Annotated in this window: 23 protein-coding genes and 2 tRNA genes; 17 read left to right on the top strand and 8 right to left on the bottom strand. The window is 44.4% G+C overall.

Annotated features, from left to right (window positions below):
- The first annotated feature begins 3 nt into the window (after positions 1-3).
- The 7 genes from pstS to phoR all read left to right on the top strand — a co-directional run bounded on the left by pstS (position 4) and on the right by phoR (position 6,628).
- Entirely contained in the window at positions 4-1,026 is a 1,023-nt protein-coding gene (pstS, locus tag GQ359_RS04035) for a phosphate ABC transporter substrate-binding protein PstS (protein ID WP_215387684.1), read from the top strand.
- Between the two features lie 84 nt (positions 1,027-1,110).
- On the top strand, positions 1,111-2,100 hold the full coding sequence (gene pstC, locus GQ359_RS04040; protein ID WP_215387685.1) for a phosphate ABC transporter permease subunit PstC: 990 nt from the start codon (positions 1,111-1,113) through the stop codon (positions 2,098-2,100).
- Entirely contained in the window at positions 2,097-2,963 is an 867-nt protein-coding gene (gene pstA, locus GQ359_RS04045) for a phosphate ABC transporter permease PstA (protein WP_215387686.1), read from the top strand. The genes pstC and pstA overlap by 4 nt, the downstream gene beginning before the upstream one ends.
- A gap of 56 nt (positions 2,964-3,019) precedes the next feature.
- Positions 3,020-3,808: a phosphate ABC transporter ATP-binding protein PstB gene (gene pstB, locus GQ359_RS04050; protein ID WP_215387891.1), complete on the top strand. Its 789-nt coding sequence runs from the start codon at positions 3,020-3,022 to the stop codon at positions 3,806-3,808.
- Between the two features lie 12 nt (positions 3,809-3,820).
- Positions 3,821-4,528, top strand: coding sequence for a phosphate signaling complex protein PhoU (gene phoU / locus GQ359_RS04055; RefSeq protein WP_215387687.1), 708 nt, complete (start codon positions 3,821-3,823; stop codon positions 4,526-4,528).
- Positions 4,529-4,554: 26 nt separating this feature from the next.
- The gene (gene phoB, locus GQ359_RS04060; protein ID WP_215387688.1) at positions 4,555-5,268 is read left to right on the top strand and encodes a phosphate regulon transcriptional regulator PhoB; all 714 of its coding nucleotides are present in this window, start codon (positions 4,555-4,557) and stop codon (positions 5,266-5,268) included.
- 61 nt (positions 5,269-5,329) lie between these two features.
- Positions 5,330-6,628: a phosphate regulon sensor histidine kinase PhoR gene (gene phoR / locus GQ359_RS04065; protein ID WP_215387689.1), complete on the top strand. Its 1,299-nt coding sequence runs from the start codon at positions 5,330-5,332 to the stop codon at positions 6,626-6,628.
- A gap of 8 nt (positions 6,629-6,636) precedes the next feature.
- Here the strand turns inward: phoR and GQ359_RS04070 are convergent, their stop codons facing one another.
- Positions 6,637-6,870, bottom strand: coding sequence for a hypothetical protein (locus tag GQ359_RS04070; RefSeq protein ID WP_215387690.1), 234 nt, complete (start codon positions 6,868-6,870; stop codon positions 6,637-6,639).
- A 205-nt stretch (positions 6,871-7,075) separates the two neighbouring features.
- Between GQ359_RS04070 and GQ359_RS10175 the strand changes: the two genes are divergently transcribed.
- Positions 7,076-7,288, top strand: a complete 213-nt coding sequence (locus tag GQ359_RS10175) for a GDCCVxC domain-containing (seleno)protein (protein WP_215387691.1) — start codon at positions 7,076-7,078, stop codon at positions 7,286-7,288.
- 97 nt (positions 7,289-7,385) lie between these two features.
- A complete protein-coding gene (gene ppx, locus GQ359_RS04080) occupies positions 7,386-8,951 on the top strand; it encodes an exopolyphosphatase (RefSeq protein ID WP_256442533.1) in 1,566 nt (521 codons plus the stop codon).
- On the opposite strand, the gene GQ359_RS04085 is transcribed toward ppx, so the two are convergent.
- From GQ359_RS04085 to GQ359_RS04100, 4 genes are read right to left on the bottom strand one after another with little or no spacing between them, the layout of a single operon-like run.
- Entirely contained in the window at positions 8,952-9,890 is a 939-nt protein-coding gene (locus GQ359_RS04085) for a GNAT family N-acetyltransferase (protein ID WP_215387692.1), read from the bottom strand.
- 42 nt (positions 9,891-9,932) lie between these two features.
- Positions 9,933-10,337, bottom strand: a complete 405-nt coding sequence (locus tag GQ359_RS04090; protein ID WP_215387693.1) for a diacylglycerol kinase — start codon at positions 10,335-10,337, stop codon at positions 9,933-9,935.
- A gap of 9 nt (positions 10,338-10,346) precedes the next feature.
- The gene (locus tag GQ359_RS04095; RefSeq protein ID WP_215387694.1) at positions 10,347-11,375 is read right to left on the bottom strand and encodes a glycosyltransferase family 1 protein; all 1,029 of its coding nucleotides are present in this window, start codon (positions 11,373-11,375) and stop codon (positions 10,347-10,349) included.
- Positions 11,372-12,181, bottom strand: a complete 810-nt coding sequence (locus GQ359_RS04100; RefSeq protein ID WP_371822458.1) for a UDP-2,3-diacylglucosamine diphosphatase — start codon at positions 12,179-12,181, stop codon at positions 11,372-11,374. The genes GQ359_RS04095 and GQ359_RS04100 overlap by 4 nt, the downstream gene beginning before the upstream one ends.
- An 82-nt stretch (positions 12,182-12,263) precedes the next feature.
- On the opposite strand from GQ359_RS04100, the gene GQ359_RS04105 reads away from it, so the two are divergent.
- From GQ359_RS04105 to GQ359_RS04125, 5 genes are all read left to right on the top strand, one after another.
- Positions 12,264-13,037 (top strand): 1-acyl-sn-glycerol-3-phosphate acyltransferase, encoded by a 774-nt coding sequence (locus GQ359_RS04105; RefSeq protein ID WP_215387695.1) that lies wholly within the window; start codon positions 12,264-12,266, stop codon positions 13,035-13,037.
- 64 nt (positions 13,038-13,101) lie between these two features.
- Positions 13,102-14,007: a polyphosphate kinase 2 gene (ppk2, locus tag GQ359_RS04110; protein ID WP_215387696.1), complete on the top strand. Its 906-nt coding sequence runs from the start codon at positions 13,102-13,104 to the stop codon at positions 14,005-14,007.
- 51 nt (positions 14,008-14,058) lie between these two features.
- Entirely contained in the window at positions 14,059-14,886 is an 828-nt protein-coding gene (locus tag GQ359_RS04115; protein ID WP_215387697.1) for a hypothetical protein, read from the top strand.
- Positions 14,887-14,888: 2 nt separating this feature from the next.
- A complete protein-coding gene (locus GQ359_RS04120; protein ID WP_215387698.1) occupies positions 14,889-15,455 on the top strand; it encodes a chromate transporter in 567 nt (188 codons plus the stop codon).
- Positions 15,452-15,979, top strand: coding sequence for a chromate transporter (locus GQ359_RS04125; RefSeq protein WP_215387699.1), 528 nt, complete (start codon positions 15,452-15,454; stop codon positions 15,977-15,979). The genes GQ359_RS04120 and GQ359_RS04125 overlap by 4 nt, the downstream gene beginning before the upstream one ends.
- Before the next feature lie 8 nt (positions 15,980-15,987).
- On the opposite strand, the gene GQ359_RS04130 is transcribed toward GQ359_RS04125, so the two are convergent.
- Both GQ359_RS04130 and GQ359_RS04135 read right to left on the bottom strand, forming a co-directional pair.
- Positions 15,988-18,069, bottom strand: a complete 2,082-nt coding sequence (locus tag GQ359_RS04130) for a TonB-dependent receptor (protein ID WP_215387700.1) — start codon at positions 18,067-18,069, stop codon at positions 15,988-15,990.
- An 89-nt stretch (positions 18,070-18,158) separates the two neighbouring features.
- A complete protein-coding gene (locus GQ359_RS04135) occupies positions 18,159-18,524 on the bottom strand; it encodes a hypothetical protein (protein ID WP_215387701.1) in 366 nt (121 codons plus the stop codon).
- 60 nt (positions 18,525-18,584) lie between these two features.
- Here GQ359_RS04135 and GQ359_RS04140 point away from each other — a divergent pair.
- Positions 18,585-18,661: transfer RNA gene (locus GQ359_RS04140), tRNA-Pro, on the top strand.
- Between the two features lie 36 nt (positions 18,662-18,697).
- Positions 18,698-18,774: transfer RNA gene (locus tag GQ359_RS04145), tRNA-Arg, on the top strand.
- Positions 18,775-18,804: 30 nt separating this feature from the next.
- Here the strand turns inward: GQ359_RS04145 and pcaC are convergent.
- Complete coding sequence (gene pcaC, locus GQ359_RS04150) at positions 18,805-19,182, bottom strand: 4-carboxymuconolactone decarboxylase (protein ID WP_215329790.1); 378 nt, start codon at positions 19,180-19,182, stop codon at positions 18,805-18,807.
- Between the two features lie 85 nt (positions 19,183-19,267).
- Between pcaC and GQ359_RS04155 the strand changes: the two genes are divergently transcribed.
- Positions 19,268-19,645 (top strand): hypothetical protein, encoded by a 378-nt coding sequence (locus tag GQ359_RS04155; RefSeq protein ID WP_215387703.1) that lies wholly within the window; start codon positions 19,268-19,270, stop codon positions 19,643-19,645.
- Positions 19,646-19,681: the final 36 nt, after the last annotated feature.

Below are 19,681 nucleotides of genomic sequence, written 5' to 3' on the forward strand. Positions count from 1 at the left end.
CACATGAAATCATTTTTGAAAAAAGCGCTAGTTATTGGTGCGATTTCAGTAGCCCCAGTTGCTTTTGCAGCCGATATGACCGGTGCTGGCGCAACATTCCCATACCCAATGTACGCTAAATGGGCAGAAGCCTACAAAGCAAAGACTGGCTCAAATTTAAATTACCAATCCATTGGTTCTTCCGGTGGTATCAAGCAAATCAAAGCAAAGACTGTAGATTTTGGTGCATCTGATAATCCAGTCAAATTTGAAGATTTGGAAAAGGATGGTTTAGTTCAGTTCCCAGCCATTATTGGTGGTGTAGTGCCAGTAATTAACGTTGAAGGTGTTAAGCCTTACGAGCTCAAGTTATCCCCAGATACTTTGGCTGATATTTTTCAAGGTGTAATCACCAACTGGAATGACAGACGTCTTGTATTGAATAACCCTGGTTTGAAGATGCCAGACATGCCAATCACTGTTGTTCATCGTGCGGACGGTTCTGGAACTACTGCAATTTTTACCAATTACTTGGCTAAAGTAAGTCAAAACTGGAAAGATGCTGTTGGTGAGGGCGCAGCTGTTAAATGGCCGGCTGCCTCTTCTGTAGGCGGAAAAGGTAACGAAGGTGTTGCTGCAAACGTATCTCGGGTTAAAGGTGCGATTGGTTATGTAGAGTATGCATATGCCAAGAAAAACAAGCTAATCAGCGTTTCTTTGAAAAACAAAGATGGTCAATTTGTGCAACCTGACGATACTACCTTTGCAGCAGCTGCGGCAGGTACTGATTGGTCTAAGATTCCTGGAATGGGTACATTTATTACCAATGCTTCTGGTGCTAAGTCATGGCCAATCACTGGTGCATCATTCATCTTGATGTACAAAAATCCAGAGAAGAAGGGAAACTCTGCTGAAGTGTTGAAGTTCTTTGACTTTGCTTTCAAAGAAGGTAAGAAAATGGCTCTTGAACTTGACTATGTTCCAATGCCTGATGTGACTACCGACTTTATTCGCAAGAATGTCTGGTCTAATATTGCTACTAAGTAATTTGTTAGATTGATTGTTTAATCTCAACGCTGAAACAGCTCCACCTTTGTGTGGGGCTGTTTCATCATTAAATGAAGTCAAAACATGATTGAATCAACACAGTCACACTCAGCACCAACGCCCCAGGCTCTGCGTATTGCTAAGTTGCAACGTATTCAAGATTTTTTATTCCATGGAATAACTCAATTTTTTGCTTTATCTGTACTGATTGCGCTGGTTGGCATCATCATTTCCTTGGTGATAAACGCTTGGCCAGCATTGGATAAATTTGGTGTTGGTTTTTTCTTTACAAAAGAGTGGGACATCATTAATGGTGAGTTCGGTGGCCTCATTGCTATTTATGGCACTCTAGTTACCTCTTTGATTGCCTTACTGATTGCCGTTCCTCTGAGCTTTGGTATTGCCGTATTTTTGACTGAGCTTTGTCCAGCACCCCTTCGCAGACCCTTGGGAACCGCTGTTGAGTTGCTCGCGGCTGTGCCATCGATCATTTACGGTATGTTTGGCTTATTTATTTTTGCACCTATTTTTGCTGATTATATTCAGCCCGCATTACAAGCAACCTTAGGCCAAGTGCCGGGTTTAGGCATACTCTTTTCTGGCGCAATGAATGGTATCGGCGTTTTGTGTGCCGGCCTAATTTTGGCAATGATGATTTTGCCTTTTATTGCCTCGGTAATGCGTGATGTCTTTGAAATCGTTCCCCCAGTGTTGAAAGAATCAGCCTATGGTATCGGCTGCACCACTTGGGAAGTGGTTAAGAATGTTGTGCTCCCTTATACAAAAGCCGGCGTGATTGGCGGCATCATGCTCGGTTTGGGTCGAGCCCTTGGCGAAACTATGGCGGTTACTTTTGTGATTGGTAATGCGCATCGCCTTTCTGCCTCATTATTCTCACCAGGTAATTCGATTGCCTCAACATTAGCCAATGAATTCGGCGAGGCTGAAATTGGGGTTCATTATTCATCCTTATTTGCATTGGGCCTTGCGCTATTCATGATTACTTTTGTCGTGTTAGCGATTGCCAAGTGGATGCTCATTAGTATGGAAAAAAAGCAGGGACTTAAAACATGAACGGCCTATCTAATATCAATCCGGCAATTTTTGCCAGACGTAAGCGTGCCAACAAGATTGGCTTAGTTTTATCTACTGCTGCTATGGCATTGGGTATGGTCTTTTTGTTATGGATTTTGACTGTTTTATTTCTAAAAGGCTTTTCTTCGATTAACTTTGATGTATTTACTCAGAGCACGCCTGCACCTGGTTCAGAGGGCGGGGGTTTGGCCAACGCCATTGTTGGCAGCTTAATGATTGTAGGGAGTTGTACTCTGATTAGCACCCCGATCGGGGTATTGGCTGGCTTATATCTTTCTGAGTACGGCGATAGAAGTAAGGTGGCTTCAGTAACCCGTTTTGTTACTGACATCATGCTATCTGCGCCATCCATTGTGATTGGTTTGTTTGTGTATGCCATTGTGGTCGCACAAGTAAGGCACTTCTCAGGTTGGGCTGGCACGATTGCATTGGCTTTAATTGCTATTCCAGTAGTGGTCCGCACAACTGAAAATATGCTGCGCTTAGTACCAGGTAGCTTACGTGAGGCTGCCTATGCTTTGGGTACCCCGAAGTGGAAGGTAGCTTTTATGATCACCTTACGCGCAGCTCAAAGCGGAGTGATAACTGGTATTTTGTTGGCACTTGCTCGTGTCAGTGGTGAAACAGCCCCATTGCTCTTTACTGCCCTAAACAATCAGTTTTTCTCTAGCAATATGAATGCACCTATGGCTAATTTGCCAGTGGTGATCTTCCAATTCGCAATGAGCCCTTACGATAACTGGGTTGATTTAGCCTGGGCTGCAGCTTTACTTATCACCTTTGCTGTACTGGGTCTGAATATTCTTGCGCGCGTAGTGTTCCGCGAGAAAGTACAGAGTTAATGAGTAATATGAAAACCATGTTTGACTTAAATACGATTGATAGTCAAGGAATAAGAATGAACGACACAACTACAGCGGTAAAAAAAGACGTTAAAAATGCCTTAGAGGTTCGCAACCTTAATTTCTTCTATGGTTCCTTTCAAGGTTTAAAAGACATCAATTTGGATATTGAAGAGGGCAAGGTAACGGCATTTATTGGTCCGTCTGGCTGTGGAAAATCTACATTGCTCCGCACACTCAATCGGATGTATGACCTGTATCCTGGACAACGGGCAGAGGGGGAGATCAACTTCTATGGTCAGAATATTCTAGAGCCTGGACAAGATCTTAATCTCTTGCGTTCACGAATTGGAATGGTTTTCCAAAAACCAACTCCTTTCCCAATGTCGATTTATGAAAATATTGCATTTGGTGTCCGTTTATATGAAAAGCTTTCTCGTTCCGAGATGGATGAGCGCGTAGAGTGGGCTTTGAATAAAGCTGCGTTATGGAATGAAGCAAAGGACAAGTTAAATCAAAGTGGTCTTTCACTGTCAGGTGGTCAGCAGCAGCGATTGTGTATTGCTCGAGGTGTAGCGGTAAAGCCTTCCGTGATTCTTTTGGATGAGCCAACTTCAGCATTGGATCCAATTTCAACTGGAAAAATTGAAGAGCTCATTAATGAGCTAAAACATGAGTACACGATTGCGATTGTGACCCACAATATGCAGCAAGCAGCCCGGGTATCGGACTACACTGCTTATATGTATCTTGGTAGCTTGATTGAGTACGGTAAAACCGATGAAATCTTTATTAAGCCTAAGCGTAAAGAAACAGAAGATTACATAACCGGTCGATTCGGTTAATTGGAGATAAATATGCCAGATAAACACCTTTCCTCGCAGTTTGATGCCGATTTAAATTCCCTGTCCAGTAGATTGCTGGAGATGGGTGGTCTTGTTGAATCCCAAATCTCCTCTGCCATGCGTGCATTTACGCAGATGGATATTGATACTTGTAATGTCGTAATCGCTAATGAAAAGATCGTAAATGATCTCGAAATTCAAATCGATATGGCCTGCACGGAATTGATTGCACGTCGCCAACCAACTGCTCGAGATTTACGTTTAGTGATGGCGGTATCAAAAGCGATTACTAATTTAGAACGCGCTGGTGATGAGGCAGAGCGTGTAGCCAAAAGGACTAAGCGTTTGATTGAATCTGGTGCGACTCACAATATTAATGTTGCTGAGATTCGTTTATCGGGTCAGATGGCTATTTCTTTACTACGTCGTAGCTTAGATGCATTTGCCCGTCTTGATACGGTTGCAGCAGCGGAAGTAGTTCAGGAAGATCGTCAGATCGATGAAGAGTTCAAAGGCTTTGTTCGTAAGTTGATTACTTACATGATGGAAGATCCACATACGATTTCTACTGGCTTAGATATGCTCACAATTGCTAAAGCCATTGAACGCATTGGTGATCATGCCAAGAATATTGCAGAGTTTGTGATTTATATTGCCAAGGGATCGGATGTACGTCATATCCCCCATGAGGATTTGGTTCGCGAGGCGAATAAACCGTAACTATCCATACTAAAGCGGAATTTGCTATGACTCACCGGATATTGATTGTTGAAGATGAGCCTTCGATTGCTGAACTCATTGCAATTAATTTAAGCCATGCGGGATATGAGGTGCAAAAGGCTCTTCAAACTGACGTTGCTTCAAACATGATGCGCGATGAGCTCCCTAATCTATTGATTTTGGATTGGATGCTACCTGGTAAATCTGGCGTTCAATTTGCCCGAGAGCTTAGGTCAAATGAGCGCACTAGATCCTTGCCGATACTCATGCTTACTGCCAAGAGCGAAGAGAGCGACAAGGTCTTAGGTCTTGATTCTGGGGCCGATGATTACGTTACCAAGCCTTTTTCTCCTAAAGAGTTAGTCGCCCGTGTAAAAGCATTGTTGCGCCGACAGATTCCGCTAGAGGGGGACGGTCCCTTAGCTGTTGGTCCATTAAGGCTAGACCCAGTCTCACATCGCGTGAGTGCTGTGTGGCCAAATAGTGATCCGCAGACTTTATCTTTAGGGCCTACAGAGTTCCGATTGTTGCAATTTATGATGGCCAACCCTGAAAGAGTTCATTCTCGTGAGGGCTTGCTCGATAAGGTCTGGGGTAATGAGGTTTACATAGAAGAGCGTACAGTTGATGTTCATATCAAGCGGCTCAGAGCAGCCTTATCCCCGGCAGACTGTGATCGCTACGTAGAGACGGTTCGGGGTAGCGGCTACCGAATCACAAAAACACCCACCCAGACCTGATATTTATTGGGTGGACCTGAGTTTTTCTAGTCTCCTGCAGCAGATGCTCTAAGATTGCGGAATGTTCCCCGTTTTTTTCCGCTTTTTTCTTCTTGTTTGCGCAGCTTTTTTAGCTGCTTTGATTGCCCAAAATAATGTTGGCCCTATTACAGGCATTTCAGTCGGCATTGCTTTTCTCTCGATTCCTCTGATTTACTCCTACATTAATTTAGCGCGCCTACGAAAATACACTGTAGAGGATAGGCTAGAGTCAATGCCACTGCCTAGTGGTTATTGGGAAGAGGTTTTCTTTTACCTGCAACGATTAGTGCGCAATCTTAAGTTGCAAATGCTATCTGTTGAGAAACAACACGATCGGTTTATTGAAGCGTTTCAGGCTTCGCCAAACGGCATCATGATGCTGGATGATCAAGATCAAATTGAATGGTGCAATGCGATCTCAGAGCGCTTCTTTGGCCTTCAATTCAAACGTGATGTGATGCAGCGTATTAATTTCCTGATCCGTCGACCTGAGTTTATTCGCTATCTTCATGATCGTCATTTTGAGGAGCCATTACTTTTAGAGCGTATGGGCCCTAAATCAAATCTGAGTTTGATGTTGCAAGCTTTTCCTTTTGGTGAGAAGCGTCACTTACTCTTGGTGCAAGATGTGACTGACCTACAAAAAGCGGATGCTATGCGGCGGGACTTTGTGGCCAACGTCTCCCATGAGATGAGAACTCCCATTACCGTATTAATGGGGTTTCTGGAAACCATCCAATCTTTAGACTTGGATAAGGCTCAACAGGATCAATATTTTGAGATGATGATGTCTCAAGCCCAGCGCATGAAAAGCCTGGTAGAAGACTTATTGACTTTGGCCAATTTGGAAGCAAACTCTTTGCCGGCCCCAGCGCAGCCAATACAAATGCAGACTGTCATGGCACTACTAAAAAATGATGCTGAGGCACTCTCTCAGGGTCATCATGCATTTCATTTTGATGTTGAGAGTTCTAAAAATATTCTGGGTGAAGAGCGAGAAATTCTCTCGGCATTTAGCAATTTAGTCTCAAATGCAATTCGATATACACCTGATGTTGGCTCTATTAGCGCATCTTGGCGCCTAAGCGCTGCGGGAGAGGGTGAATTCTCAGTCGTAGATACTGGCCCAGGAATCGCTTCAGAGCATCTTTCTAGACTAACCGAGCGCTTCTACAGGGTAGATCGTAGTCGCTCACGTGATACTGGTGGAACCGGCTTAGGATTGGCGATTGTCAAACATATTGCGAGTCGACATCAAACGCAATTGTTAATTGAGAGTACGCCTGGAAAGGGAAGCACTTTTACGATGCGTTTCCCTAAGGAGAGGCTGACAGATTAACTTGGGGCTTAATCTTTTTTGTCCTTCTTATCTTTTTTGTCCTTCTTATCCTTCTTATCCTTTTTGCGTTTAGATTCCTTGGGTAATTTATCTAACTTACCATTGGCATAAAGGCACCAAACTTTAATTTCTTCTAGAAGTTCAGTGAGGTCCTCATAAGATAGATTTTTAAAGTCTTGCAAACCAATGGCCCCAGACTCTTGAAGCTGTTTAACAGCATCTTCGTACTTATATGCACTCATAAATTTCCACGTAAAGTTGTAAGAACGAGGTAATCCTAGCAAAGTAATGTGACAAAAATAGTTTTTTAGAAGATTGGCTATAGCGCATAGGGGCTAGGGCCCTGATTTCAGGTTGTTGCTACCAATAAATAGACCTTTTAGTTTCTATTCTATTGGTCAGCGATGCTGTCTTATTTGTGAAATATTTTCCTGTCATGATCTATTTGTGAATAGATTGAACCAAACTCAGCATGCCATCATTACTTGCCCGAATTGTCAGGGCCATGAAATTTTGGATATTGCCCAAGCTAGCTCCATGCACCTTTACAGATGCCCCTCATGTAATGGCCTCCTAAAAGCAAAATCTGGGGATTGCTGCATATTGTGTAGCTTTGCTAACAGGGATTGCGCTAGTTCCGAGCAAAATTTAGCCGCTTAGGCTTTTGCCAGTAGACTGTGGTTCATTTTCATGAATATGTCATGAGAGTTTCATAAAATAGACATATTCATATTGAAACCTGTTAACTGGAACAATTTTGGCTGTTAATAAAGATATTTCAGGAAATACTCCTCGCGATCTGGTGGCGGCAGTCGACCTTGGGTCGAATAGCTTTCGCATGCTCGTTGCTCAGGTGGTGAAAACACCATCGGGAACTCAGTTGCGCCCCATTGATACTCTGCGGGAGTCTGTGCGTCTTGCGGCCGGTCTTACTGATAACAAGTTATTGGGAAATGATGCCTATCAGCGTGGCCTGACAGCGATTCGTCGCTTTGGTGAGCGTATTCGGGGCTTTGATCCTTCCAAGGTACGTGCTGTTGCTACTAATACCTTGAGGGTAGCAAAAAATGCCCCTAGCTTTATTCGTGATGCCGAAGAAGCTTTGGGTTTCCCTATTGAAGTGATTGCCGGCGTTGAAGAGGCGCGCCTGATTTATATTGGTGCTGCCCATGAGGTCTCAGCTGTTCAGGGAAATCGCTTAGTGGTTGATATTGGTGGCGGCTCTACTGAGTTCATCATCGGTAAAGGCTATGAGCCAAAGTTGATGGAGAGTCTCTATATTGGCTGCGTCTCTCATAGTCTACGGTTTTTCCCTAAAGGTAATATTGATGCTCATGCTTTCAAGGAAGCAGAATTAGCAGCACGCCGAGAGATTCAAGTGATCTCTGGGGCTTACCTTAAAAGCGGTTGGAAACAGGTGATTGGTTCTTCAGGAACTGCGCGTGCTTTGGCAGATCTGATCGCTGAAAATAACTTTAATGGCCAGCAAAGTGAAGGCTTGACCATGGGGCGTGTCAATGGCGCTAGTGGCCTTATTACACGCGATGGCTTGAGAGCCATGAAGAAGCATCTTCTCAAGTATGAAAATCTTAGTCAGGTTGAGCTTCAGGGTCTAAAAGATGATCGTCGATCAGTCTGGCCGGGCGGTTTGGCCATCATGATTGCTGTATTTGATGAGCTGGGCATTGAAAGTATGGAGGTCACAGACGCTGCATTACGTGTAGGAGTCTTGTATGACCTCCTGGGCCGTTCCCAACATGACGATATGCGCTTCGTTACGGTAGAGCAGTTTATGCAACGCTATGCCGTTGATCGTGAGCAGGCAAAGAGAGTAGGGATACACGCCGCAGAATTTTTATCTCAACTACCAAAGCCGGACTCTGAGGATCGGGAAGATAACATTGCATTATTGCAATGGGCTGCCAATCTTCATGAAATCGGTTTATCGATTGCCCACAATGGATATCACAAGCATTCAGCTTACATTGCAGGTAATGCAGATATGCCGGGATTTTCGAAGAATGACCAGGCAAGGTTGGCTGCGCTCCTTATAGGCCATGCCGGTAAGCTCGGAAAATTAGCGAATAATTCTAGTTTTAGAGATTGGCGAATGTTGTTCTGCTTGCGCTTGTCACAGGTTCTTTGCCGCGGTAGGAGTGATATTCAACTTCCCAAAGTCAAGGTATCTGAAGTAGACGGCTCTTATATTGTGAGCCTATCAAAAGATTGGGTTGAGGAGCATCCTTTGACCGAATTTAGTTTGCTAAAGGAAGCGGCCGAGTGGGAACGTATCGGCCGTCCTTACAAAGTAATCTTGCGTTAATTACATGCCCAAGAAGTGCTTGGCGTAGCGTGGATTGATTTCAGATAAGCGGAGCATGGTGAGTACGTCTGCAGTATTAAAATCTGGATCCCAGGCTGGCGCACTGCAAATCTTAGCGCCTAACTTAAGGTAGCCTTTAATCAAGGGCGGTGGCTCAACTTGTAAACCACCATTTAAGCGCTCCAAGGGCAGCGGTAGTCTTGGGAAAGCGTGATTTTCCACTGGAGCCATTTGATCATTGCTCAGTGAGTTGTATAGGCTTGCGGCAAAATGACCGCCGTCTGCCATAGGAATACTTGCACATCCAAGCATGATTTCATAATCGTGTTTTTGCATGTACTGGGCTAGACCGCTCCACAATGCCATGATGACTGCGCCTGAGCGATAGTCAGCATGAACACATGATCGACCTAATTCAACCATCTTAGGGCGCAAGTGATTGAGGCGAGAAAGATCAAATTCAGAATCTGAGTAGAGGCGACCAATTTCAGCGGCTTTGTGCGGTGGGAGGACTCGATAGGTACCAACCACCTTCAGCGTCTCTTGATCGCGGATGAGAAGGTGGTCGCAGTAGGTGTCAAACTCATCGATATCTAAGTCTTCAGGATGGGCTGGTAGGCTTGCACCCATTTCCTCTGCAAATACTTTGAAACGCAAACGTTGAGCTTCCTTCACTTCCTTAGGATTTGAGGCCCAGCTAATTTGAAAAGCAGGGCGCTTGGCTTTGCTAATTACTTTCTCGTTAGCAATCGGCTCAATAGCTAAAACTTCGTTGCGTGCACGCAAAGCAAACTTTTTACCGAATAATTTCTTGGCAATTTTCTTGGAAAAAAGCTTTTTAATTGCTTTGGCTTTGCTGGTCTTCTCTTTTTTTGGCTTTTGCTCAAATCGCCCATTAAACAGATCAAATGCAGCGAGAGGATTTGGGATATCGGACATGAGTTTCCTTATTTAGGTTAAGTCAATCGTAAAAGGGCTCTGTTACCAATTGATGACAAGGGGGAGGCAAATGGTGGCCCAAAGTAGAGCTGCAATCAGTAATGCCAACATGACTGCAGCTGAGCCAAAGTCTTTAGCTCTTTTAGATAGGTCATGATGATCAAAGGAGATTCGATCAATTGCCGCTTCAACGCTAGAGTTAAGTAGCTCCACCACTAAAACAAGTAGTAGCGATGTAATGAGGATGCATTTTTCAACTGGACTCACCGGTATCCATAATGCTATTGGAGTTAGCAAGGCTAGTAAGGTCAGTTCTTGCCTAAATGCACTCTCCTCTTTAAACGCATACACAATGCCGCACCAAGAGTTTTTTGCAGCATGCCAAGCTCTTGTTAGTCCACGATTTCCTTTGTGTGGATTTTGCTTAATATCGTAAGGGGTAGTCAAAATATCTTCTTAAGCTAAGGCGGTGATATGAACTTGCGCAGAAGGCACAGGTTTGAGGTGTTTGGCAAATTGCTCTGAAGCAGCTCTCCAGGAGAATTTCTCGGCATGTGCTCTGGCAAGCTCACGTGGAATTCGTAAGGCTTGTATACAGGCTTCCCGCAGATCTTCGTGCATTGCGCCTGCAGGAGAGTCGCCTAGAACATCAATTGGGCCAGTAACTGGATAGGCGGCAACAGGGGTGCCGCAGGCCATAGCTTCAAGTAATACCAAGCCAAATGTATCGGTTTTGCTTGGGAATACAAATACATCGGCGGCTGCATATACCTTGGCTAGTTCATCTTGCTGTAAAACACCTAGGTAATTGATATTGGGATATTTTTGCTTAATCTCTGCCATGGCAGGACCATCGCCAACTACCCACTTAGAACCTGGTAAATCAATTTCTAAGAATGCATTGATGTTTTTTTCTACGGCAACGCGTCCGACGTATAGAAAAATCGGGTGCGCACTATTGAGTGCTTTGGAGTCTTGCATTTTGAAGATGTCTAAATCAACTCCACGCGACCAGAGCACTACGTTTTTGAGTCCGTATTCTTCAAGATCATTTTTAACCACAATTGTAGGCGCCATTACTGCCATTGATGGGCCATGGAACCAACGAATAAAGGCATAAGTGATGGCCAATGGAATTCCGGTGCGTGCTTTCACGTACTCTGGAAAGCGTGTATGGTAGGCGGTAGAAAAGGGCAGATTATTTTTAACGGCGTAGGAGCGTGCAGAAAGTCCCAGAGGGCCTTCGGTTGCAATATGCATCGCATCAGGAGCAAATTCTTTAATTCTGCGTGCCACCTCTTTGCCGGGAAACAGGGATAGGGCAATATCAGGATAAGTAGGGCAGGGAATAGATTTAAAACCATTCGGTGTGATCATCTCTACTTCGTGACCCATACCAATCAATTCAGCACGGGTTTGCTTGAGGGTTCTGACAACGCCGTTGACTTGTGGATCCCATGCATCCGTAATAATCATTATTTTCATGCGATAGCCTCTTTATTAAGAACTTGAACAGCGGGTTGATGAGCAATTTCTGCTGCGACTACTGGATCACCTTTGATATGTGTCCAGTAAATAATTTTGAGTTCACCGGTAGTTGTTTCCACTAAGGCCGAAAGACTTTCAACCCAGTCACCATCATTGCAATAGAGCAGGCCATCGATCTCACGAATTTCTGCTTTATGAATATGGCCGCACACAACACCGTCGCAGTCACGCAAGCGGGCTTCTCTAGCCATGATGTGTTCAAAATCAGCGATATAGCTCACTGCATTTTTGACTTGATGCTTGAGGTACTGGGAAAGAGACCAGTACTGTAATCCCATCTTTACACGCAACATATTGAAATAGCGATTGATGTATAGGATGAAGGTATACATGGAATCGCCCACGTAGGCGAGCCACTTGGCGTATTGCATTACCCCATCAAATAAATCGCCATGAGTAACCCAGAGCTTTCGACCATCAAGCGTGGTATGGATTACCTCTTCTTGAACTTTGATATCCCCAAAAGACATGCCACAGTATTGTCTAGCAGCTTCATCATGATTACCGGGGATATAAATGACTTCAGAGCCTTTACGAGCTTTGCGCAATAACTTCTGCACTACGTCATTGTGAGATTGTGGCCAGTAGAAAGAGCGTTTTAATTTCCAGCCATCAATAATGTCACCGACTAAATAAAACGTATCTGACTCATTGTGTTTCAAGAAATCGAGGAGGTACTGAGCCTGACACCCAGAAGTTCCTAGGTGTACATCTGAAATCCAGATAGCTCTGTAGTGCATCATGAGTTCATATTTAGCCTGTCATTTATGAAGGCCTCATGACACTTTTAAGTCAGTTTGATGACTTGATTTATATTCTGAGCTTATGAAACTTCATGCATCAAAAGATGAAACATTGTCTAGAAAGACATTACCTATTTTAATTTGGGTGAGGGTTCTTGTTCATATTCTTGCTGGTGTTTTCACACTCTCCTTGATCTTTCCGTTTACTAGTCAATCGCAAAAGGATCGCAAGATACAACAATGGTCACAGCGTCTCCTCCTCATCTTTAAGCTAAAGTTGGTTGTCACTGGTTTGGACGATGTGATCACCACCCCTTCTTTATTCTCAGCAAATCATATTTCTTGGCTAGATATTCATGCCATCAATGCCTGTAAACCCATTCGATTTGTTGCTAAGTCAGAGGTAAGATCTTGGCCAATCTTTGGTTGGATGGCAAAGCAATTGGGAACGGTTTTTATACGTAGAGATAGTGCGCGTCATGCTAGGCAAGTAGTAGAGCAAATGGCAGAAGTACTTAAAACTGAATCAATTTGTATTTTTCCCGAAGGAACCTCTACCAACGGAGTCCAAGTATTGCCTTTTAAACCCAATCTATTTGAGTCTGCCTTGGCTGCCAAATGCCCGATTTATCCTCTCTCTATTCGCTATGTCTGTGAGAAAACGGGTTTGAGGAGTGACTCACCGGCTTTTATTGGGGATATGGGGCTATTGGAATCCATGTCTAGAGTGATTCATGAGCCTGGCTTGCTGGTCCAGATACACTTTTTGCAGCCTTATCGAGCCGAGATTTCAGGGGGTTCTGATCGCAAACAGGTGGCAGCATATTGTCAGGAATCGATCGCCCAAACCCTATAAGCAATATATGTAATAAAAATGTCATACTCTTGGGATACAAAGATAAAAAGCCTTAGAGGAATAAATGACGTCAAAGCATAAGGAGATGGCCGAGTGGTATCGGCGCGCTCAAGAAGAAATTCTAGATAGTATGGATGAAGAGCTCGAAATGGAGCTCGATGATGATCGCCTCTCGCAAGATGGTGGTAGTGGCTCAGTTATCCCTCGAAATGTTTACTTTAAAGAATTATTTCGTCTGCAAGGCGAGCTGGTGAAGCTTCAAGACTGGGTTGTGGAGAATAAGCTTAAAGTTGCTGTTTTATTTGAAGGGCGTGATTCTGCTGGTAAGGGTGGTGCGATTAAGAGGATTACCCAGCGACTTAACCCGCGGGTTTGTAAGGTAGTTGCCCTTACTGCACCAAGTGAGCGTGAAAAGACCCAATGGTATTTTCAGCGTTATGTGTCCAATTTACCCGCAGGCGGTGAGATCGTTTTATTTGACCGTAGTTGGTATAACCGTGCTGGCGTTGAGAAGGTCATGGGTTTTTGTACGGATGCTGAGTACGAAGAGTTTTTACGTACAGTCCCAGAATTTGAGCGGATGATTATTCGTTCTGGAATTATTCTCATCAAATACTGGTTCTCTATTTCTGATGATGAGCAATACAACCGTTTTATGATGCGCATTCATGATCCACTGAAACAGTGGAAGCTCAGCCCAATGGATTTGGATGCTCGTCGCCTTTGGGAAGCGTATACCAAGGCTAAAGAAACCATGCTCGAGAGAACCAACATTCCCGAGGCTCCTTGGTGGGTGGTGGCGGCTAATGATAAGAAAAAAGCGCGACTTAACTGTATCTCGCATCTTTTAGATCAGATTCCTTATCGGGAGATCGATCATCCAGTGATTACCTTGCCAGAGCGAGTTCATAACCCCGATTACCTCCGAGGTCCAGTCCCTAAGAGTATGTACGTCCCAGAGATTTACTAATTTTTTCTGGACGGTGTTAATCTCTCATTACTAATGAGTGGGAGATAAACCTTGAAATCAAAGCTAGAGATAACGAATCGGGAATTCAAGCTCCTGATCAAGCCTCAGGGTCTTGATAGGCGTAGCAGAATTACTGCGCTAAGCGATCAGATTCTCAATTTCTGCAAGAAAAATAAGGTCGATTTTTTCCATCTAGATAATGCGCAAACAGGCTTGCGTAGCATTTATTTTTACGATACCCCAGGTGAGGATTTCCGTAGAAATAATATTATTCTGCGGGTGCGTGAGTCCAGGCAAAATATCTGGGTTGATGACTGGTGTGAGGTCACTCTAAAGTGCCGCACAGGAGATATAGGTCAGTCGAACCAATTTAATCCTGCCCCCAAAAAGTCGATCAAATCGCGCCTACGCCTCAAAGAAGAAATTCTACGGGGAGATGCAATTGGATCAACAAGATCTATTTATTCCAACAACGCAATTCTCGATGCGGTACCACTAGATAGTCTTTTTGAGCGATCCTTATCTAGTGTTATTAAATTTTTCCCTGGCCTGGCTAAGCTGCCCATTGATAAGAAGAAGCCGCTTCGTATTGTTGGTGGAAGTACTAATAAAATATTAGAAGCTTGTTTACCACTTGGCAATTTAGTTTTTGGTGATGGTGTTCAGGCCCATTGTGAAATCGCAATCTGGATGAGAAGTGTTGGCGATCCGATTGTTGGTGAGTTGGCATTTTCCTATCGCGTTAACGATGCCAATAGGAAGCAAGCTAAGGCACATAAGCGTGCTGATAAGTTCTTCAAAAAACTCCAAATCGAACTTGCGAACTGGTTGGAAATAGGTAGCACTAAAACTGCTTTGGTTTATGGAAAGCCAGAATAGTAATGGGTTCAGATATTGAGGGCGTTCATGCTGAAATGCCGAGTCTAAAAGATCTCTTTATACAATTTTTCATCATTGGAGCGGTTAGCTTTGGTGGTGGGATTATTGCCTATGAGCGGATCTTATTGGTTGAGAAACGTAAGTGGCTTTCCGCAGATGAATTTATGGCCTACCTGGCCATTAGTCAAACGATGCCAGGTCTCAATTCTGTAAACCTCGCAGTGATCTCTGGCGACCATTTGCGTGGTGCCTCGGGTGCAATTACTGCAACCATAGGTCTCATTCTGCCGGGATCAATCTTTGTATTAGCAGTAGGCATCATCTATGCGAGTGCTGCAGATCATCCCTTGGTTAACTATGTGCTGGCAGGCATTGCTGCTGCAGCTACTGGACTCTTGGCTGCCATCACTTACAAGATTGGCAGTGATCATTGGAGACACATGCAATCTTTGCTCATTATTATTTGCACCTTTTTATTAATGAGTATTGCCAAATTATCTTTACCCTATGTCATTTTGATTATGGCGCCGATTTCTCTGTACTTATATCGGCCGAGTAAAAAAGTATGAGTGCATTAATTCATTTGGCTTTGAGCTTTGCCTTGCTATCGATTTTGGCGGTTGGCGGAGGCACTGCCGTATTACCAGAGATGCAAACAGTCTTAGCGCAGCAGTTTGGCGTTAACCATACTCAATTCGTTCATATATACAGTATTGGTCAGCTAGCACCAGGACCGAATATGTTGATGGTCCTGGTGATTGGCTATCAAATTGCGGGACTACTGGGAGCAGGGGTTGTATTACTCTCCTTTTTCTTGCCGTCGAGCTTCTTGTGTTTCTATGTTGGCCGCCTGTGGAATCGCTTTGGTGAAAATCCTTGGAGGCGTTCCATTCAAAACGCATTGGAGCCGATTTCAATTGGCCTAATGGCTTCTGGCGTTTATGCCGTGGGCAAAGCTTCTATCGCGGGAGGTGTGACTGCGGCGCTTGCACTGGTGACCCTCTACCTTATCCTCAGAACCAAGATTAATCCAGTATTAGTCATTCTTGGCTCCGGAGGATTGGGTGCTCTACTGATGGCTTACCTAAAATAGTCTAAAGCTTAGAAAGTTCCTCGCAAGCCAACCATGAGACTTCTGCCTGGTTGCGGAGCGAAGAGTCTCACAGCCATTGGTGTAGTGGCATATCGAATTTGCTCATTAAGCAAGTTCTTCAAATTCATATACACAGTCCAATTTACATCCTTAATCTTCTCTGTATAGGAGATGCCTGCATTCAAGAGGTTATAACTTGGCGCAGGACCGATTTCCCAACTAGCTAATTTATTCTGTTGATAGCTATAGATATAAGTTGCATTGGTGAGCCAACCATTTCGTTGATGGGCCAGTTCTGCACCTAAACGTGGAGCAGGCTGTAAGGGTAAATTGCCACCCGCATCAAAAGTACCTTGAGAAGCATCGCCAAAGATGCGCCCTCCAATACCATGTTGTCGCCAGTTATAGGTTAGTTCACCTTCAATACCTTTGATGGTCGCCGCTGCTTGTTGTGCAACTACTACTGAGAAGTTTTCGGCATCAGGAACTGTTTGACCAGTGTAGTAGCCATAGATGTAATTATTAAATCGGTTAGCATAAACGCTGGCCTTAGCCCGCATCAAACCGCTAGTTTTTTGAATATTGAATTCCAGGTTGTGTGAAGTTTCTTTATTGAGATTGGGGTTGCCAATATCAAATGTTGCCGTAGATTCATGTGCACCATAAGAGTAAAGTTCTTGTGCACTAGGCGCACGCTGAGAAACGGTATAGGCAACACCGGCGCCATGACCTTGCATAAAGTTCCACAAGCCACCAGCAGAGTAAGACATTAAATTAAAGCTACGATTTTCTAATGTGATACTAGGCATTGTTCCTGTATTCGGAGTTATGCTGTCATCCAATGCTGTTCCCAAGTTAGGTTTCTGTGCCACATTGTTGTAGCGCAGACCCAAATTACCTTGCAAGGAATTCCATTTACCTTCCTCAATCCAAAATAGGGCATTCGAATTCGTTTTTGTTGGCGGCACAATTGCGTAGCTTCCAGAGCCAACTTCAGTTGCGTTGAGTGAGGCTGCAGAAACTTGTGCCCCGAAGGTGCCTTTCCAGCCTGCAATGAGCTTATGAGCAAGTTCAAAACGCGCTTCATTAGCAATGTTCTTCCAGAGCGAGGCCGCAACTCCTTCTGCATTAAATTCGGTATGGTTGTAATTGGAATTGGCTGCACTAAATTTAAATGATGAGAAGCCCGCAAATGGATCGCGTGTCTGATGCTGTAAGTCGTAGCGATTTTGTGACTGATTAATTGAGCCACCTTCAGGTGTTGGAATGCCGTAATTGTTATTCAGGCGCTCAACAGAAACACCGGTATAGCCGTTCTGACCAATATAAGAAACGCCAACACCTAAATTATTTTGGTTGCTAAAGGAGTTAGGTAGTTTTCCAGAATATGGAACACTTTGCGGCTCTCCTGGATTGATCGACCATTCTTGGTTGGGTCCGCCTTGATTTGCGTAACCTGGAATGCGATAGTCATTGGCATTATTAATGGCAGTATCTACGTGTACCGCAACTGAACCAAATGCGCCGTCTACTTCAACGGCACCAGCCCTACCGTTATTCACTGTCTCATAACTGGTATTAATTGCACCTGTTGCTCTATCGGGTAAGTTGGTCAGGATTCGATCATTCACTACGTTAACAAGTCCTCCGCTTGAGCCTGAGCCGTAGAGTAGGGCAGCTGCACCACGCAAAATCTCCACTTGATGGGCATTTTGCATATTGTTTCCAACGGCATGGTCTTGAGAAATATTCGAGACATCGCCTACTGATAATCCATTTTGCAAAATCTGGACACGAGCACCCTCAAGTCCACGAATAACTGGGCGAGATGATCCTGCTCCATAGCCTGTTGCTGATACACCTAATTCATTGGCAAGTGTGGCGCCCAAAGTAGTGCCTAATTTATTAAGCAGTTCATCACCTTGCAAAATTTTGGTAGGCGTCAAAATACTTTGTGTAGCCTCTTGAGACCCTGTGGCAGTAATTTCAAAGGAGGGTTCTGATTGAGCTAAAGCAGCAGTACTAATTAATCCCGATACTAAAACGTAGATCAGTTTTTGTTTAGCCAATGGCTTACTGATTTGATTCATGATATTTCCTTCAATCCTAATGCGCGCCACCGATCGCATGGCGCAATAAATCTAGAGGCCAAACAATCTAGTTTGGCGTTATGGGCGATTTATAGGATGAGGCTAGGCGGAGCCCTAGATTGATACAGGCCAACATGAATGCGGGCTGGTAAAGATTCATTCGATGCCAACTGCACTTCATGCAAGAAGTTATTGGCAAGGAAAAGAGTAGGTTCTGAAACAGCGAACCCGGCAAGCGTAAGTGCATCGAGCAAATGGCAACTTGGCAAGTCATGACCAAGCGAAGGGGCTTGATCCACACAAGTCTGCTCAACACTTTGGTGATGGATCCCGGAGTGAGCAATACTATGGGCGAAGCCAATCCAGTGAGCGCCTAATAAGCTGGCAAGCAAAAAGCTCAGGGCGATCCATCCCCGGAAATGCTTGTTCAATCTGCTTATAAATAAGGCGTTCATGCACCGAATCTTACAGTATTTGCCCCAGTAGGCCATCTCAGTGTAGAATATCGTTTCCGTCGGAGTGTAGCGCAGCCTGGTAGCGCACCTGCTTTGGGAGCAGGGGGTCCAAGGTTCGAATCCTTGTACTCCGACCACTTTTTCTTTGTATTAGTTTTCAGTCCCAGCACACACTGCCTATAGCTCAGCTGGATAGAGCAACGCCCTTCTAAGGCGTAGGTCGCACGTTCGAATCGTGCTGGGCAGGCCAAATCTTCCTGTTCTACCCAGCTCTCTTGTTTTAAATCCCCATTTCAGCAAAAACTTCTTTGGCACATCTAAAGCTATCAATTGCAGCTGGTACGCCGCAGTAAATCGCAGCTTGCAAAAATACTTCCTGAATATCTTCTTTGCTCAGACCATTATTAATTGCGCCCCTGACGTGAAGCTTGAGCTCATGCGGACGATTCAAGGCAGTGATCATCGACAGATTAATGATGCTTCTGGTTCTGCGGTCTAAGCCAGGGCGATTCCAAATTTCATTCCAGCAATATTCGGTCACCAACTCTTGCATCGGCATATTGAACGCATCGGCATTCTTGATGGAGTTATCTACATACTCTGCACCCAGCACTTCGCGGCGAGTCTTAAGTCCTTTTTCAAATGCTTCTTTATTCACATTGGTCTCCTTTTGTGGGATGTATTTAATAGATTCCATATATTGCCACTATTCATGTTTTACTGTTTAGCCTAGAATGGTTTGCATGAAAATCTCCCGCCTGTTTTCCATCGCCATCTTATCTTTTGCTGTTTTTATGATCGGTGCATGTACTGTTGACAAGCTCGAAGCAAGATTGCAGGCCGATCCTGAATGTAAACCCATCATGAACGCCAAGACCGGCGCCTTAATGCCTTGCCCTGGAAGTGATAAGCAATTTTATAAATCGATTCCGGCCTTAAATACAACTGCACCAAAAGTGAATCAGGGCACTGAGGCTCAAACATCTAAAGCAACTACAAGTCCATCATCAACTTCTACATCAAGACCCACTTCAGCACCAAAGGCCGCTACTGCACCAGTTGAGTGCAAGCCACAACTCCATCAAAAGTCTGGCAGCCTCATGCCTTGCCCAGCACCCTAGGGTGGTGTGGGTCACAGTCTTGAATGAGGCGTATGA

It is taken from the genome of Polynucleobacter sp. AM-7D1 (assembly GCF_018688455.1).
Lineage (GTDB): Bacteria > Pseudomonadota > Gammaproteobacteria > Burkholderiales > Burkholderiaceae > Polynucleobacter.

What these genes read in the sequence shown, in the direction of transcription:
- GQ359_RS04130 (WP_215387700.1), bottom strand. Translation starts at nt 18,069, where the DNA reads ATGAATCAAATCAGTAAGCCATTGGCTAAACAAAAACTGATCTACGTT.
- GQ359_RS04095 (WP_215387694.1), bottom strand. Translation starts at nt 11,375, where the DNA reads ATGAAAATAATGATTATTACGGATGCATGGGATCCACAAGTCAACGGC.
- GQ359_RS04105 (WP_215387695.1), top strand. Translation starts at nt 12,264, where the DNA reads ATGAAACTTCATGCATCAAAAGATGAAACATTGTCTAGAAAGACATTA.
- GQ359_RS04120 (WP_215387698.1), top strand. Translation starts at nt 14,889, where the DNA reads ATGGGTTCAGATATTGAGGGCGTTCATGCTGAAATGCCGAGTCTAAAA.
- GQ359_RS04100 (WP_371822458.1), bottom strand. Translation starts at nt 12,181, where the DNA reads ATGATGCACTACAGAGCTATCTGGATTTCAGATGTACACCTAGGAACT.
- GQ359_RS04125 (WP_215387699.1), top strand. Translation starts at nt 15,452, where the DNA reads ATGAGTGCATTAATTCATTTGGCTTTGAGCTTTGCCTTGCTATCGATT.
- GQ359_RS04135 (WP_215387701.1), bottom strand. Translation starts at nt 18,524, where the DNA reads ATGAACGCCTTATTTATAAGCAGATTGAACAAGCATTTCCGGGGATGG.
- pstA (WP_215387686.1), top strand. Translation starts at nt 2,097, where the DNA reads ATGAACGGCCTATCTAATATCAATCCGGCAATTTTTGCCAGACGTAAG.
- phoR (WP_215387689.1), top strand. Translation starts at nt 5,330, where the DNA reads ATGTTCCCCGTTTTTTTCCGCTTTTTTCTTCTTGTTTGCGCAGCTTTT.
- pstB (WP_215387891.1), top strand. Translation starts at nt 3,020, where the DNA reads ATGAACGACACAACTACAGCGGTAAAAAAAGACGTTAAAAATGCCTTA.
- phoB (WP_215387688.1), top strand. Translation starts at nt 4,555, where the DNA reads ATGACTCACCGGATATTGATTGTTGAAGATGAGCCTTCGATTGCTGAA.
- pstC (WP_215387685.1), top strand. Translation starts at nt 1,111, where the DNA reads ATGATTGAATCAACACAGTCACACTCAGCACCAACGCCCCAGGCTCTG.
- ppk2 (WP_215387696.1), top strand. Translation starts at nt 13,102, where the DNA reads ATGACGTCAAAGCATAAGGAGATGGCCGAGTGGTATCGGCGCGCTCAA.
- GQ359_RS04070 (WP_215387690.1), bottom strand. Translation starts at nt 6,870, where the DNA reads ATGAGTGCATATAAGTACGAAGATGCTGTTAAACAGCTTCAAGAGTCT.
- phoU (WP_215387687.1), top strand. Translation starts at nt 3,821, where the DNA reads ATGCCAGATAAACACCTTTCCTCGCAGTTTGATGCCGATTTAAATTCC.
- GQ359_RS04085 (WP_215387692.1), bottom strand. Translation starts at nt 9,890, where the DNA reads ATGTCCGATATCCCAAATCCTCTCGCTGCATTTGATCTGTTTAATGGG.
- pstS (WP_215387684.1), top strand. Translation starts at nt 4, where the DNA reads ATGAAATCATTTTTGAAAAAAGCGCTAGTTATTGGTGCGATTTCAGTA.
- GQ359_RS04155 (WP_215387703.1), top strand. Translation starts at nt 19,268, where the DNA reads ATGAAAATCTCCCGCCTGTTTTCCATCGCCATCTTATCTTTTGCTGTT.